7 protein-coding genes and 1 pseudogene are annotated in these 14,761 nt (G+C 37.5%); 2 read left to right on the forward strand and 6 right to left on the reverse strand.

The annotated features are described in order from the left end of the window. From ACT3SX_RS09650 to ACT3SX_RS09670, 5 genes are all read right to left on the reverse strand, one after another. A partial coding sequence (locus tag ACT3SX_RS09650; protein ID WP_444761711.1) for a type I restriction endonuclease subunit R occupies nt 1-1,562 on the reverse strand: 1,562 nt, incomplete at its 3' end. Between the two features lie 2 nt (nt 1,563-1,564). Beyond that, nucleotides 1,565-2,779 carry a hypothetical protein gene (locus ACT3SX_RS09655; RefSeq protein ID WP_444761712.1) on the reverse strand — a complete coding sequence of 405 codons (1,215 nt, stop codon included), beginning with the start codon at nt 2,777-2,779 and terminating at the stop codon, nt 1,565-1,567. Nucleotides 2,780-2,781: 2 nt separating this feature from the next. Beyond that, on the reverse strand, nt 2,782-4,245 hold the full coding sequence (locus ACT3SX_RS09660; protein ID WP_444761713.1) for a type I restriction-modification system subunit M: 1,464 nt from the start codon (nt 4,243-4,245) through the stop codon (nt 2,782-2,784). Then, a complete protein-coding gene (locus ACT3SX_RS09665; RefSeq protein ID WP_305935663.1) occupies nt 4,242-6,404 on the reverse strand; it encodes a DUF262 domain-containing protein in 2,163 nt (720 codons plus the stop codon). The genes ACT3SX_RS09660 and ACT3SX_RS09665 overlap by 4 nt, the downstream gene beginning before the upstream one ends. Further along, on the reverse strand, nt 6,404-7,882 hold the full coding sequence (locus ACT3SX_RS09670; protein ID WP_444761714.1) for an N-6 DNA methylase: 1,479 nt from the start codon (nt 7,880-7,882) through the stop codon (nt 6,404-6,406). Before ACT3SX_RS09670 ends, ACT3SX_RS09665 begins: the two co-directional genes overlap by 1 nt. Before the next feature lie 464 nt (nt 7,883-8,346). Here ACT3SX_RS09670 and ACT3SX_RS09675 point away from each other — a divergent pair, with 464 nt between their 5' ends. Continuing rightward, nucleotides 8,347-13,200 carry an NACHT domain-containing protein gene (locus ACT3SX_RS09675; RefSeq protein WP_093071344.1) on the forward strand — a complete coding sequence of 1,618 codons (4,854 nt, stop codon included), beginning with the start codon at nt 8,347-8,349 and terminating at the stop codon, nt 13,198-13,200. Between the two features lie 18 nt (nt 13,201-13,218). Beyond that, the gene (locus tag ACT3SX_RS09680) at nt 13,219-14,112 is read left to right on the forward strand and encodes a hypothetical protein (protein WP_444761715.1); all 894 of its coding nucleotides are present in this window, start codon (nt 13,219-13,221) and stop codon (nt 14,110-14,112) included. Nucleotides 14,113-14,586: 474 nt separating this feature from the next. On the opposite strand, the pseudogene ACT3SX_RS09685 reads toward ACT3SX_RS09680, so the two are convergent. After that, nucleotides 14,587-14,761: pseudogene (locus ACT3SX_RS09685) on the reverse strand (IS256 family transposase); the annotation flags it as partial.

Raw genomic sequence — 14,761 nt, forward strand, 5'->3', positions numbered from 1 at the left:
GACTTTTTATTGAGTGCATCGGCGTCTTCATCACTCAGGGCTTGGCTTTCTTTAAAGTCAGCAAAGGCTTTATCGAGCGATTCTTTATCAATATGCACATCAACCAAGCGTGGCTCAAAATGCAAGGGTAGTGTGGCTTCATCACGGATGGAATCATGGAAGGTGTAGCGACTCATATAACCGCCTTGATCTTCCTCGGCACCGAATGCCCAGAAGGTATTCTTATCCGCTTTATTGACGGGCGTACCGGTTAATCCAAAGAGAAATGCGTTAGGTAACGCAGCGCGCATCTGACGTCCTAAATCACCCTCCTGTGTACGGTGGGCCTCATCTACTAGTACGATAATGTTATCGCGAGTATTCATATTAGGCTTAGCATCACGGAACTTATGAATGGTAGAAACGATAATTTTACGGGTATCGCGCTCAAGCATCTGCTGCAATTCTCTAATGCTTTCAGTGCTTTCTACGTTAGCGATGTCGGCCGCGTTAAAGATGCCGCTTATCTGTGTATCTAAGTCAGTTCTATCTACCAGCACGATCACGGTTGGACTTTTTAATTTGGCTTCACGGCGCAGTTTTTGAGCAGCAAACACCATTAGTAAGGATTTGCCTGAGCCTTGGAAATGCCAGATTAGGCCCTTTTTGATTTTACCTTCAACCACACGTTCAACGATTTTATTCGCGCCTTCATACTGCTGAAAACGCGGTATTATTTTCATGCGCTGTTTTTTCTTATTACTGCTGAACAATGAGAAGTTACGCATGATATCTAATAAGCGTACAGGGTTAAGCAGATCTTTTAACTCTTTACCAACTCCACCTAAACCAAAGCTTCTAGCGATAGCATCGTCATCATTACTTAAACGCCAAGGTGCCCAAAACTCTAGTGGACAGCGTACAGAGCCATAAAAGAACTCTTTGCCTTCAGTAGCAAAGGATAGGATATTAGGCACAAATAACTGTGGTACAGCGTTTTCATAAACATTATGTATTTCATGCGCGCCGTCTAGCCAGCTGACAGAGGGCCGAATAGGGGTTTTTGCTTCACCAACGACGACAGGAATACCGTTAATCATCATAACGATGTCGGGGATTTTAGTTTCTCTATAATGAATACGAAACTGGTTGGTAATGACGTATTGGTTATTATCTAGGTTATCAAAGTCGATTAGGCGAATAGACACATGGTGATTATTCTCACCAAAAGGCATGGTCTTTTCGCCCGTTAACCACTGGAAAAACTCTTCATTGGCTTTGACCAAACCTACTTGGTTCACCGAAATTAGAATAGCACGCAGGGCATGGATAACTTCATCAGCCAATGCAGGGTTTGCTTGAATCTCAGGGTTTAAGCGCAACAGAGCCGCTTTTACTTGCGGCTCAACCAAAACTTCATTCACACTACGACCAAGCTGTTCAGCGGATTGGAACTGCCACTGGGCACCATACTGACTGCGGGGCTCGTTAACTTGGCTGCTCTCATGAGCAGTGTTTAAGTTAACGCCACTCATTTGATTGATGATGTAATGCTCTACGCTATTTAATTCAGTGAAGCTCATGGCTAGAACACCTGGTTAATAATTTGTTTTTGTAGTGTTTGTAGGCGCTCTAACCTCTCATTAACTTCAGCTATCCGGCCCGCTATACTTTCTAAATAGATGCCGATATCCTCTTGTTCTTGTCTAGATATGTCAGGAACTTTAATGCTATTAATATCACCCCCATAAACATGCATAACCGTAGCACCAGTACCTAGCTTATTTAACTGCTGTCTAACAAGTTGAGAGTTCATTAAATAACCAAGGTATACTCCGTCCATGTTTTTCGAACGAAAGATTAGAATATCACTCCCAGCATAAGCATCATGATCACCAATAAAAGCAGCAGATTTACCAATCTCAGCGATTGTTTCTCCTGACCCTGCAAAAAGTACATCGTTTTTTACTAACTTTACTGCGCTCTCAGCAGACTCTTTAGAAACTGAAGAATGAAACTCTCTAATTAGTCGGTGATGTTTGGTATAGAGCTCACCATACCGAACACAAGGAATACCATTCTTTATTACATCTGCTTTAGGAATACCTCTTCCTTTCAGTACAGTACCCAGCATTTGCAGAGGGGTAACAGGTTTTCGCTCTTTTAGGCTTTCAATTACTTTATTAATTGTACGGCCACATATTTTTTCACCGTGAATCTTAGACTCTATTTCGGACTCTAAAAAAACCTCCAGCTTGTCATTGGATTTTTTATCAGCTTTGATAGCAGAATCACCAGACCACAGTAGTTTGGCAGTAATACCTTGCAAACTTCTTGGTGGAATCAAAAACTCTTGATGCTTCAAAGTTCCCCAGTTAATAGTTGGTGACAGTGAACCCACCGAAATATCTACAGCTCTATTCATAAATAAATCAGAGTGCATAAAGAAAGGAAATAACGCTGGGTCAATGACATCTGGGTTTGCTCTTAGAACAAGCGCATGTGCTGAGCAGAACCCATCACAAGTCGCTATACCTGCTTTACGCTGATAGGCACGGCGACGACCAAAAATGATATCGTCTTTATAGAACTTCAGTTTAATACCATTTACATCATCAGGCGTACCATGGCGCTTAATATGCAGGGATTCTGAGTCAATATGCTCCAGGCCAATATACACTTCTAAATCGGTATTGTTAGGATTGACACGCTCTGAAATGTTTTGTGCAATCTCATCAAAGCGATAGGTTTTCCAGTCTGACTTATCTAAATTGTTTAGGTCAATTTTTTCGGTTGCCATGATTAACCTAGCTCCTTAAATAGTTGTTCCATACTGGCTTTTAACTGCTTGGAGGATTGAGTCCAGTTGGTTAAAGCGTCGTCGAGGCTTATTTGTTCTTCACTACTATCAACATTACTAACATATAAAGCCATATTTAGGCTGGCATTATGCTTTAGGACGTCCTCAATGCTAACCACTTTACAGAAGCCTGCTTCATCTTTGTACGTGGTATAAGCGTTATAAATGCGTTCAATATGATTGTCTTCTAAAAAGGCAATATTCTTATCCTGCCGCACTTCTTTGACGGCGTTGATTATAAGTATTTTGCCTTGCTTACTTTTCTCTTTTTTAGTCTTAGTAATCAGCAGGCAAGCTTCCATCGGTGAGTTATAGAACAGGTTAGGCCCTAGACCAATGACACACTCTACCAAGTCTTCTTCAATCATTTTGCGGCGCATCTGCATTTCAGCATCACGAAACAAAATACCGTGCGGCCACAATGAAATAGAACGGCCATTACCTAAATCTAGACTTTTTTGAATGTGCTGTTGGAATGCATAATCGGCACAGCCTTGCGGCGGTGTACCCCATAAATTTCTGCCGTAAGGATCGTTTTCAAAAGCTTTTCTATCCCAAGATTTAATCGAGTAGGGTGGGTTAGCAAGAATTACATTAAACTTTTTCAGTTCACCGTTTTCTATTAAGCCTGGACTGGCTAAGGTATCGCCACGCACGATCTCAAACTCTTCAATGCCATGCATAAACATATTCATGCGGGCAATGGCTGAGGTAAGTAGGTTAATCTCTTGGCCGTAAAGTTTTAGCGTGCGGTACTCTTTGCCTTCATCTTTTAAATGCAGCGCACAATTCAGCAATAGGCCGCCAGAGCCACAAGTAGGGTCATACACTGATTCACCCGGTTGTGGGTCCATTATCATGGTCATTAGCTTTACCACGGTACGGTTGGTATAGAACTCTGCCGCCGTATGACCGCTATCATCAGCGAATTCTTTGATGAGGTATTCGTAGGCGTTGCCCAGTTTGTCGTCAGGCACATTGGCTAAATTAAGCGTATGCTGCGAGTAATGCTCAATAAGGTTGGTGAGCATGGCATCGGATAGGCGCTCTTTGTTAGTCCAGCTAGCATCACCAAAAATACCTTGTAAAGTATCAGGATTGGCTTGCTCAATGGCGCGCATAGCGCCTTGCAGTGCTTGACCGATATTGACTGTAACTTCACGAACGTCTTGCCAGCGCGCACCTTCTGGAATTTGGAAATGGTGGTTTTCTGCAAAGGCTGCGTACTCCATATCTCCGTCTGATTCAGCCAATGCTTTTTCAAACTCTTCATCGTACACATCTGAGATACGCTTAAAGAATAGTAAAGGAAAGATATACTGCTTGTAGTCGCCGGCATCAATAGTGCCGCGTAAGGTAGTGGCTGCACCCCAGAGATATTTTTCTAGTTCTTGTTGGGTCATCATATTGATGGTTCCTCTTCTAATGCACTTTCTTCGGCTGCGCTAAAAGCAGATGATTCATCTAAAAAAGATAAATGAAGTAATGCTAATTTTTTACTTTCATCGCCCATATTAAGCTGCCAGCGAGACTCCATGAATTTTAATAAAATTAAGCCGCGCTCTTTTATTCTTTCAGGAGTCCACTCGTCATCTTTACCTAATTCAGCAACTTCTAATTCAGAGTAAGAGCCATTTACATAACCATTACGGATAACTTTACCGTTTTGATCTTTTTTAGTGTTTTTCTTATCTGGAAAGTCATCATTTTGAAGACTAATATTTACACCTAATGAAAGTGGTAACAGATTACCTAGTGAACCTTTAAGATGGCGTTTTTGTTCATCAGTATAGTGTTCGAAACGCTTTAGCCAATAGTCACTTTTTGGTGTTTGTGGATATATATGTTCGATAGAGATTTTATCTTTTTCATGAGTGATAAAATTCTTCCAATCAAACTTAGCCACACCGCGAGATTTCTTTAACTCTTCTTCATATTCAAATAAGAAATAGCTTAAATCACTCCAAGCGTAAAAGCCTTCACCTCTTGGACCAAATTTTTTATTAATAAACGTTTCAAAGTAACTGGTTTTAAATTCGCCATTTTCTTCTAATGTCCAAGTTAAGTCTTGAGCGAGTTCGTTATTGATATTTGTTAACGTTTCAGCAACATTTTCTGATGTATAAAGTGTTCTAGCTAAACGATAATATGAACTACTACGATAATTTGATTGTGCTCGGCATAATCTAAAAGTAATAAATATGAATCGTTCAATTGCGTTTAGTAGTTTAAGTCTTTGTGGATCACCTTTTTCTGTTTTTAAGAACAAGGCCATAATTAATGGACGAAAATAGCCGATTTTAACTCGATTTATTTTATCCATCATTATTTTTTCTTGAGTTGTTAATTCTTCTGAAGTGCTTGGAAAGAAAGCCGCATACCAATATTTAGCCGCTGACTTTAAGCTATCTACGTAGTCACTGATCTCTTTTATCGTGAGCTTAGCTTTTTGAGTAACTTCTGCTTCTAACTCATCAAAAGAACCATCTTCTTCTAATTCGATATCGGCATCATCAGTTAATTCTTCAACGCTATTGATCTGTTTCGTTGATACTTCAAGCTTTTCAAATACACTTTTAGGTGAGAAAAAATCATCTAATAAGAATCGAATATAGTCATTACCTTTAACACGACTGTATTTAAAATACATGACCCAATGCGCACGAAGGAAATCATCATCGTTTAGTGGCGCTTGCTTATTGCGCCCAAGTTGGTTGTATATTTCGCCCCAAGTATCGTTAATTCTTTTACGGATAGTTTCTTTTACATCTTCTTTAACTTCTTCAGGGGTATACAAGGTTGTAAGGTAAATTAAACGGTTTTTTAGTAGCTCTAAATCTGAAAGCCTTTTACCACGATTATTCATTGTTTCAAATGCGACAAACACATCAAAATTGTCATCAATTTCATAAACGTTAAATAGAAATCGTTGGGTTAACTTTTCGTAGATACTGGAAACAGCTTCTATGCCGTGACTTTCCACATACTTGCTGATATTTTCAGCAAAGAATAATTTTGCGTTCTCTAAGTTAAGCGTGTAAAAAGTTTCTGTTAATGTTCCTGGGCTTTCTTCATTAAATATTCGATAACGTAAAAACTCAAATGATGGGTTGTTTGCTTCGTAGCCAAATTTATAGGATTTGGTAATGCGGTGTTTCGGTTCAGTGATTACTATGTAATTCTTAATGACTTCAGATAACGTATCGTCACCAAGAAATATATCGTCTTCTGCTATATTTTGATTACTTGGGTGGGATTTGACCGCCTCAACTAAACATTGCAAGAAAATCGATACGGTAGTTAATCGTTGTTGACCATCAACAACAAAGTAAGGCGTAAATCTCTTTAGAAGCCATAACTCGTCATTCCACTTTGAACTCGTTTCTTCGGGAACTTCTTTAATAGATAAAACACCTGTGTAATGTGAACGGCGGGCATCTAAGCTAATTAAATCTTCCCAAAATTCTACAAGCTGTTTTTTGCCCCATGCATAACCACGTTGGTAATCAGGGATGCGAAATAGTTTTTTATTAAAAACATCTTCTAACGTTTGAAGTTCTTTCATTATAAGAACCTCGCTAAAACAGTTTTAAACTTCTCTTCAGCTTCAAGGCTGGCTTGCCAAGCTTCTTTTAAGTCTGCCACAGCTTCTTCAACAGTGGGTAGGTTGTCTTCTATGATTTTTTCTACATAGAGTGGAATATTGAGATTAAAATCGTTTTCTTTTAAATTTTCGAAACTGGCGACCTTGGCGTAGTTCTCAACATCCTGGTAATCGCTATACCATTGGTATATTTGCTGAACATGCTCTGGTTCTAGGTGGTTTTGGGCACGGCCCACACGTATTTGTTCAGAGGCATCAATAAATAGAACGTTTCCTTTTTTATTAGCATCTTTGTTCTGTTTAAAGACCATGACACAAGCGGCTAACTGTGTGCCGTAGAATACATTAGGACCTAAGCCTATGACGGCTTCTAAAATATCTTGCTCTAGCAAGGCTTGACGAATTTTACCCTCGGCACCTTTACGAAATAGGGCACCATGAGGCAATACCACGGTCATACGGCCTGTACTGTTCATGGATTTAACCATATGCTGTACCCAAGCCATGTCGCCATTACCTTTAGGTGGCACGCCAGCGATATTGCGTCCATAGGGATCATTAGCCCAGTTATCCGCGCCCCAATCTTTTAATGAGAATGGCGGATTGGCTATGACACAATCAAAGGTTTTTAAACCATCGGCTTGGAAAAAGGCAGGCTCACGTAAGGTATCACCACGCAGAATTTCAAAATCTTCTATCCCGTGTAAAAACATATTCATACGCGCAATAGCACTGGATGTTAGATTTCTTTCTTGGCCGTAGAGTTTAAGCGTACGAAAGTCTTCACCGTTATGTTTTAGGTTATCGACACACTCTAATAACATACCTCCGGTCCCACAGGCAGGATCATAGACAGACTCTCCTTCGTGCGGATCGAGAATAAGCCCTAGCAAATGTACTACTGATCGCGGTGTATAAAATTCACCTGCTTTTTTATTGGTTAAGTCAGCAAAGTGCTTGATCAGGTACTCATAGGCATTACCTAGCATATCTGGATTGGCATTTTCATGACCTAAACGATACTGTGAGAAATGCTCAATTAGATCAATCAGTAGCTTATCTGGCAGCTTGTTTTTGTTACTCCACTGAGCATCACCAAAGATACCATATAAAAAGTCCTGATTGGCTTGCTCAATGCCGCGTAAGGCTTGTTCTATTGCTTGACCTACGTTAGTGGTTGTTTCACGTACATCGTTCCAGTGGCAGCCTTGTGGTATTTCAAAGCGGTGCATTTCTGGCATGGATGCGTATTCAGTATCACCGTCAGACTCTTCTAGAGCCTGTTTATATTCTTCGTCATAAACGTCGGAGATACGCTTGAAAAATAGAAGGGGAAATATATACACTTTGAAGTCTGAAGCGTCGACGGGACCTTTTAGGATCCAAGCAGCTTTTGAAAGGTATTGCTCTAACTGGGATAGTGATAAAACGTCACTCATTAATAGATTCTCTAAATAAAACAAGTATGAATAAAATATAGCGGGATAAAAAATGGCAGACTAAAATCAAATTTTTACTGTAAAACACTAAACTATTCTTATAAGGGGTTACTCTACAACTATTAGCCTTAAATATCTGTATCTAGCGATGTTGCTTACCTCTAAATGATGTCCTTGAGTGTAAACTCTATTGTAACTTGAACAGGTCAAGGAGCAAAATAGACTAATGTTTAACTGCAATCAAGCTTACTTCAAAAAAGCTATTTCTAGTTTGATTAAGTTTATAACTATATCTAAGAGTTAAATCCTTATCTACAGCAGATCTTATTTTTTAAGACCAGGTCTGTCTTTATTTTTCAAAGTTTTTTTACATATTTGTCGTTACTAGGAACTAACGCATAATTATAGTAGATTAGCTGTTAATCATACTGAAACCCTAGAAAACACTTAGATGGAACTAAAGCATGACACTCAACCCTTCATATCTTTATACCCCCTCAAGCTCCAGAGTCAATCCACCTATAAAAAATAAAATAGATGTTTTGCCAATTGATCAGCTGAAGTGGGAAGATTTTGAGAGATTATGCCTAAGGTTAGCTCAAGCAGATCACGGAAAAAGCAACTGTGAAGTATATGGTATTAAAGGCCAGAAGCAACATGGAATTGATATTTTTGGTTATAAAGGTGCTAAATATGCATCATATCAATGTAAACGATACCAAACTATTGCTGAGATTGACCTTGAGGAAGCAGTAAAGATTTTTCAAGAAGGGAAGTGGTTTTCTAAAAGTAATGAGTTTATCTTCTGTACAAGTTGTACACTTGAGAAGACTCAAGTACAAGACAAATTCCTAAAATTGAAGAACGATCTTAGTGCGCATGGTATTGCTTTTATCAAATGGGATAAGATACAGATATCCTCTATTTTGAAAGAGCATCCGCAAATTGTGTATGATTTCTTCGGAAGGGAATGGGTTAAAGCGTTCAATGGAGAAGACTTCCTAAATAATATCAGTAAGGAGAGGAGGTTAGACGCAGTCCAAATCGCCAACTATAGAAAGCAGCTCTTTAACGTATACGCTACTATTTTTCAAAAGTATGACCCGAGTATACCTGCAAGTAAGTTTGGCAATCATACTATAAGCATTCAAGACAGGTTTATTGTGCCTGATTTTATTGAAAAACGAACCACTCACCAATATCACCGAATTAAAGATGCCGAAAAACCAAAGCATGAGGCTAGTGAGTTCCGCGATAAAGATAGCCAACAAGTAGAACCAAAAGGCTTATCATTTGTAGAGTATGAAAGTGAAGTTAGGTTAAACCTAGATAATAATTTGGCGACATCTGATAGGTTAATGATATTAGGTGAACCAGGTTCGGGGAAAAGCACTTTATTACGCTATTTAGTTTTAGACTTACTGACTGAAGAGCCAAAGCTATTGAATACTGCCAAGCAGTGGGGTGGCTTACTACCTGTTTGGCTACCTTTTGCTTTTATTACTAAAAAATTGAATGAGAACGAAGATTTAAACCTAGCTGAGTTACTAAGGTTATGGCTTAAAAGCATTGGGCAAGAAGCACTTTTCGAGCTAATGAATGACGCATTAAATGATGAAAGGCTTCTACTAGTCGTAGATGGTGTTGATGAATGGACAAACGCAAAAGTAGCAAAACTAGCAATTTCTAAAATTGAAATACAATCTGCTATTCAAAATACAACTATAGTCTATTCAAGTAGACCCTATGGATATCGAATACAAAAGGACTCCTTCCAAGGAATCAAGGTTCAAACCATAGCAGAGTTCTCAATTGCTCAACAGAAGCAGTTTATAAACTATTGGTATCAAAAATGGATAGAGGATCAAGGAAGGAATGATATAAACCTCGTTGAAACTGAAACTAATCAGTTTTTATTAGAATTACAGCAATCTAAGGATTTGTTGCAATTATCAAGTAACCCATTGTTGCTTAGCATCTTAGTTTCTCACAGATTTGGCAGAATTACTTTACCAAAAAATAAAATAGAACTCCTAAGTAAAATTACCGAATACTTAATCACAGATCACCCTGAAAGAAGACGGACATCGGCTAATATCTATGATGAGAGTGAATACGACTTCGATATAATCGAGATCTATACAGTTTTGGCAAAGCATGTTCATCAAGACTACCATGATGGCATCATCTTAAAAGAGGATGCTTGTGACATTATTAAAGATTTTTTGCAAAAGGATATGGGCTATGAGAAGGCTAAAGCCAGAAAGGCTAGTCAAGATATTTTAAATATTGGTGCTAATCATATCGGTATTCTCGTTGAAAAATCTCCTGATGAGGTTGCATTTATACATCGTCAATTTCAAGAGTTTATGACAGCTAAATTTTTAATAGACTCTTATCCACCTCTTATTGAAGAAATGCTTGAAAAATACGCTGATGACCCACAATGGAATCAAGTAATTCTCTTCTTTTTTGGGTTGATAAAAATGCGTAAAAGCCAAGATTTTGAAGATTACCTCTCTATTGTAGAGCAAAAGAGTAAAGGTCTTGGTGGTTATACCAAATTATTCACCTATTCATTAGGGCTAACGCTAAATAATGCACCTATAGCAATTACAGATCGTTATTTAAAAGAATTAATTGAGGAGTTTGAGTACGAAACGCATCCTAGTAAAAAAGAAGCTTTATGGAACGTACTGCTAAGTGCGCTTTATAACCCTAGAGTTAATGAAAAAGTTCTGGCGTATTTATTCAAGTATTTCCCAAATAAATATAACTTTAGCGATCAGCGTCTGCAAGCACTAGAATATTTATCCGCTGATGAACTCACCCATAGTATAAGGCAGTTCATTGTTAAGTCTATTATTAATGGTAATCGTCAGCAGAAAATTGAAGCATCCAATCAAGCTAAAAAAAGCATCAATGATACATGGATATTTAATAAGGTTATTGAGCTCTTAAAAAGTTGTTATAATCCTGAGATTATCGGCTATCTCATAAACAGCCTCATTTCTGACGATGTGAATGAAACTATTAAAGAAGATATAGTTAAGAGGTATGACCGTTCAGAACATCCTGAAATAGTATTATTTATTATCAAATTAAAAGTACACATGCGTATCCATACGACAGATGATCTAGATGAACTCATAACTAAACAAAAAGATATTAGTTATACGCTTGATTATGAGGTAGAGCAGACTCTGATAGCAGGGTGGAGTAGTTGCGAAAAGCTTTATCAGCATTCAATAGAATCACTTGAGAAAAGTGTACCTGATACAATCATAAAACATGAGCTTGCATGGTCTATCTTATTTAATTGTTTTAATAAAAAGGAGGAAGTTGTTGATAGGATTATTTATCAACTAGAAAATGAAGAATATCCTTTCTCAATCATTCATTCTAGCAACCAGTGGAAAATTATCGCAGAAAATTTTAAAGATAATATAAGACTCATTCCTGTTATTGAGAATTGGTTGCAGAAAATAGATAGACATGATGTTGTGGAAACAACATATGCCTGTTTAGTAGGAAGAACAGAAGCAAATAAGCAATATCTACTTAAGCAATTAGCTGATTCAAGCTTCTCACATTGGCAACTTATGGCATTGACATCTGGTTGGTCAGATGATGAGAACGTGAAAGATGAGCTTAAGGCGTATTTTCGAAGTGATAGCAAACGTAGAGATTATTCTGCTAGCTATGTTAGCCAAGTATTTTTGAATGATAAAGAGGAGGGAGTCAGTATATTGGAGGATATTCTATTTGATAGAAGATTACGCCAACGTAGTAGAGCATTACCCGCACTTATCGAGCTAGACAAAGATTATTTCGAGCAAAATATTCTTGATAGATTTATAGAGAGTGAGTTGCCCTTGCTAGATAAACAATGGGGAAACTATTATGAAGCCTTACAGGTTTTAATAGGTAGTTTTCATGAGCATGAACAGCTTAAGCTATTGGCAAAGAATAATTTATTTAAAATTCCTGCTGTTGTTATTCATTATTATCCAGACTTGATTCAAGAGTTTGAAAAGGTAATGTCTACTTCTCTCCCTATAGCAGACAATCTTAGGTTGAAGCTCATAGAAGAGTTGAATCATAGATACTTCTTGAATAACACACAAGTGATCGAACAATTAAGTCTTTTTATGGATGAGCAGAACCTACAAATCAGGATGGCATCAGCCTTTGCTAATTTCGACCATTTAAAAGAAACCGCTCCTAGTGTTATTCTAGAAAGGTGTAATAGTCTGATTTTTTATTCAGGGGAAAATCATGAAGTACAAAGGCAGATTGCTTTTGGCGGTTATTTAAAACTAGGTAAGTTAGAGGAGTATTTCACACTAGAAGACCCTAGTTCGTATTATGCTGATAAGGCTATAGAGGATAGGCTAGCAAGTCCTAAAATTCAGTTATTTGATCACTATAGATATAGTAGTATTATCGTTAAATTTTTAATTGAGAATTTTGACTATATTATCAACGTCTTAAATAACGATTTGAACAGAATCTCAATGTTCAGAAGAAAAGACGAAAGTGACCAGAATTTATGGGGGTTTATAGCAAAGCATTCAGATAAAGACTCACCTAGCACACCTCATATTATTGACTATATAAATAAGGCAGAAGATATCAATAACATCAATCTGATTGATTTTTCAATTAGAACGTCATCCAACTCTAGTGAGTTAAAAAAAATACTTATCAAAAATATTGATAATAAAGATGAAGTAACTGCTCTCAAATGCGGAAAACTGCTTGGAGAATTATTTAGCGATGATGAAGAGGTGCATAACTTAGTAAGTGAGGTAGAAAGCGTTCGTAAGAACCCGGGTAGGGTAATGGCATTATGTCATGGCTGGCCTAGCCATCAATTACTAAAAGATCTTGTCAATGATTTATATAAAAATCAGACACGAGTAACCGCTGATTTGGCATATACCATTAGATTCATGTTTGGAGATACTAATAATATCCTAAGATTTTTAGAGGGCTTATTTGATAATTATAACGAAGCTCTTTATAGCCATAAGTTCTTTTATCCACTTCTTTTACAAAGAGCTAGAGATGATAAGGAATTGAGATCGACAATCAAAAACCTATTGTTATCCACCAACTCCATATCTGAAAAGGTCTCATTATATGCGCTGCTTGAAAAAGTGGATGGTATTGATCAAGATATTATCACATGGAAACAACAGGAGTTACTTTCTCAGGAGGTGTATCGCTTTGGGTATAACATTACTAGTAATAAACTCACATCACTGATCGAAGTGCTGGATGAGACGAGTAGTGATTTGACAGTATATAATTAAATATCAAAGGTAAGTCTTATGAAGCATGATACTGAAAAATATAGAAACGTTTTTGAAAAGATGTCTTCTGAGAAAATAGAAGAGATAAATCGTTTGAATGATGAAGAACATCAAAGGCAAGCGCAGGCTTTTAAGGTTGGTTATAAAAAGGATATTTGCTATCTATGTAATAAGCCCTTCAAAACTATCAGCAAAGATGATCCATGTCTACATTGGTTACTACGACAATGCAAGTTTAAGAAAAAAGACTTCCCAAAAATCTACGAAAAATACGGCTATGGGAGTATCGCTGCATTTATTAGATGGTGCGCAAATCAAGAGCGTTTAATTTCGAATATTAATGATCTTGAAGAAGAAAGGTCAGATAGGAAGATTCTGTCATATACAGTTAAGTGGAAAAACATTGAATGGACGTTTGACTATTCTAAGAATGATTTTGAAGGACACATAGGAACCTCAATTGACTACCCTCATTATCATTTTCAAATGAGAATTGATGGTAGGCAATTCATCAACTTCAACGAATTTCATGTCCCATTCACTGATCAAGATCTATTCGTATTAAAAAATACTATGGAACAAAGCGACTGGTTTAAACATGATTTTGGGGCCATTGGCTCAGGCATGCAAGATGCTGTAAGTGTCGATTTTGACGATATACTTGAGCATACGTGTCGTTCAGATAATGAAGAGGAAGCTACTTATCATTTTTCGACGATGATAGATGCAAGAGATAACCCAATTTCTAGTGAAGAGATATATCAAATACAGCTGGAAGCTGAGCGAACAGGTAAATCTTTTGCTTTTTTAGCACAAAAAAAATTAAAGGATCGTGTAAAACTAAATACTATTATTAGTCCTGCCGACTCAATTCCCAATATTGCCTGTAGAACAGAGCATAAGCGAAGATGAAAAAATCTAGAAAGCCCATGTGTTCGGAGTTATTTGAGGGATGTTTACATAGACTCATGATGAAAAACTAGTCACCGTAAAATATCGGTGTGTTAATTTAGAAGTACGGCTAAGTAATTTTAGTTTACTAAGGATTTAAATGGAAATTAAGCATTAAGCAAATTAGCGAACTCTATGCGACTCTATGGAGAGGCTCATATGAGGTTCCACAAATTAAAATTAGTTGATGGTGAGGAAGCTATCAACAATTTGGATTGCGCTTTCGAGGCAAAGCTAGAAGCATTTCATAGTTTATACGATGTTACACAAGACGGTTTTGATTATTTTTCTCATGGAGATACAGCACTATTAATCCTGCTAAGAAATGCGGTTCATCATCGAAACCATTTATTATTTAAAAGTTGGAATCAAGACATCGGACTAAATAATGGGTATAAAAAATAGAGCCCATCCCAGATTCTGTGTAACTGCCATTTAGATTAAATGCTTACTAATGCGATCATCAAACATAATCATAAAGCGATTAAGGGCAGACGTCCAGTTACGGATCGGCATCGACCACTTTTTGGATGCCTGCTGGGTTGCTAAGTACACCACTTTGAATGCTGCCTGATCAGAGGGAAACACCTTACGCTTATTCACCGCCGTT

The organism is Psychrobacter sp. AOP31-B2-9 (assembly GCF_052378005.1).
Classification (GTDB): Bacteria; Pseudomonadota; Gammaproteobacteria; order Pseudomonadales; family Moraxellaceae; genus Psychrobacter.

Bases quoted from the DNA above. Each gene is read 5' to 3' on its own strand.
- ACT3SX_RS09655 (WP_444761712.1), bottom strand. From the start codon at position 2,779: ATGGCAACCGAAAAAATTGACCTAAACAATTTAGATAAGTCAGACTGG.
- ACT3SX_RS09660 (WP_444761713.1), bottom strand. From the start codon at position 4,245: ATGATGACCCAACAAGAACTAGAAAAATATCTCTGGGGTGCAGCCACT.
- ACT3SX_RS09665 (WP_305935663.1), bottom strand. From the start codon at position 6,404: ATGAAAGAACTTCAAACGTTAGAAGATGTTTTTAATAAAAAACTATTT.
- ACT3SX_RS09670 (WP_444761714.1), bottom strand. From the start codon at position 7,882: ATGAGTGACGTTTTATCACTATCCCAGTTAGAGCAATACCTTTCAAAA.
- ACT3SX_RS09675 (WP_093071344.1), top strand. From the start codon at position 8,347: ATGACACTCAACCCTTCATATCTTTATACCCCCTCAAGCTCCAGAGTC.
- ACT3SX_RS09680 (WP_444761715.1), top strand. From the start codon at position 13,219: ATGAAGCATGATACTGAAAAATATAGAAACGTTTTTGAAAAGATGTCT.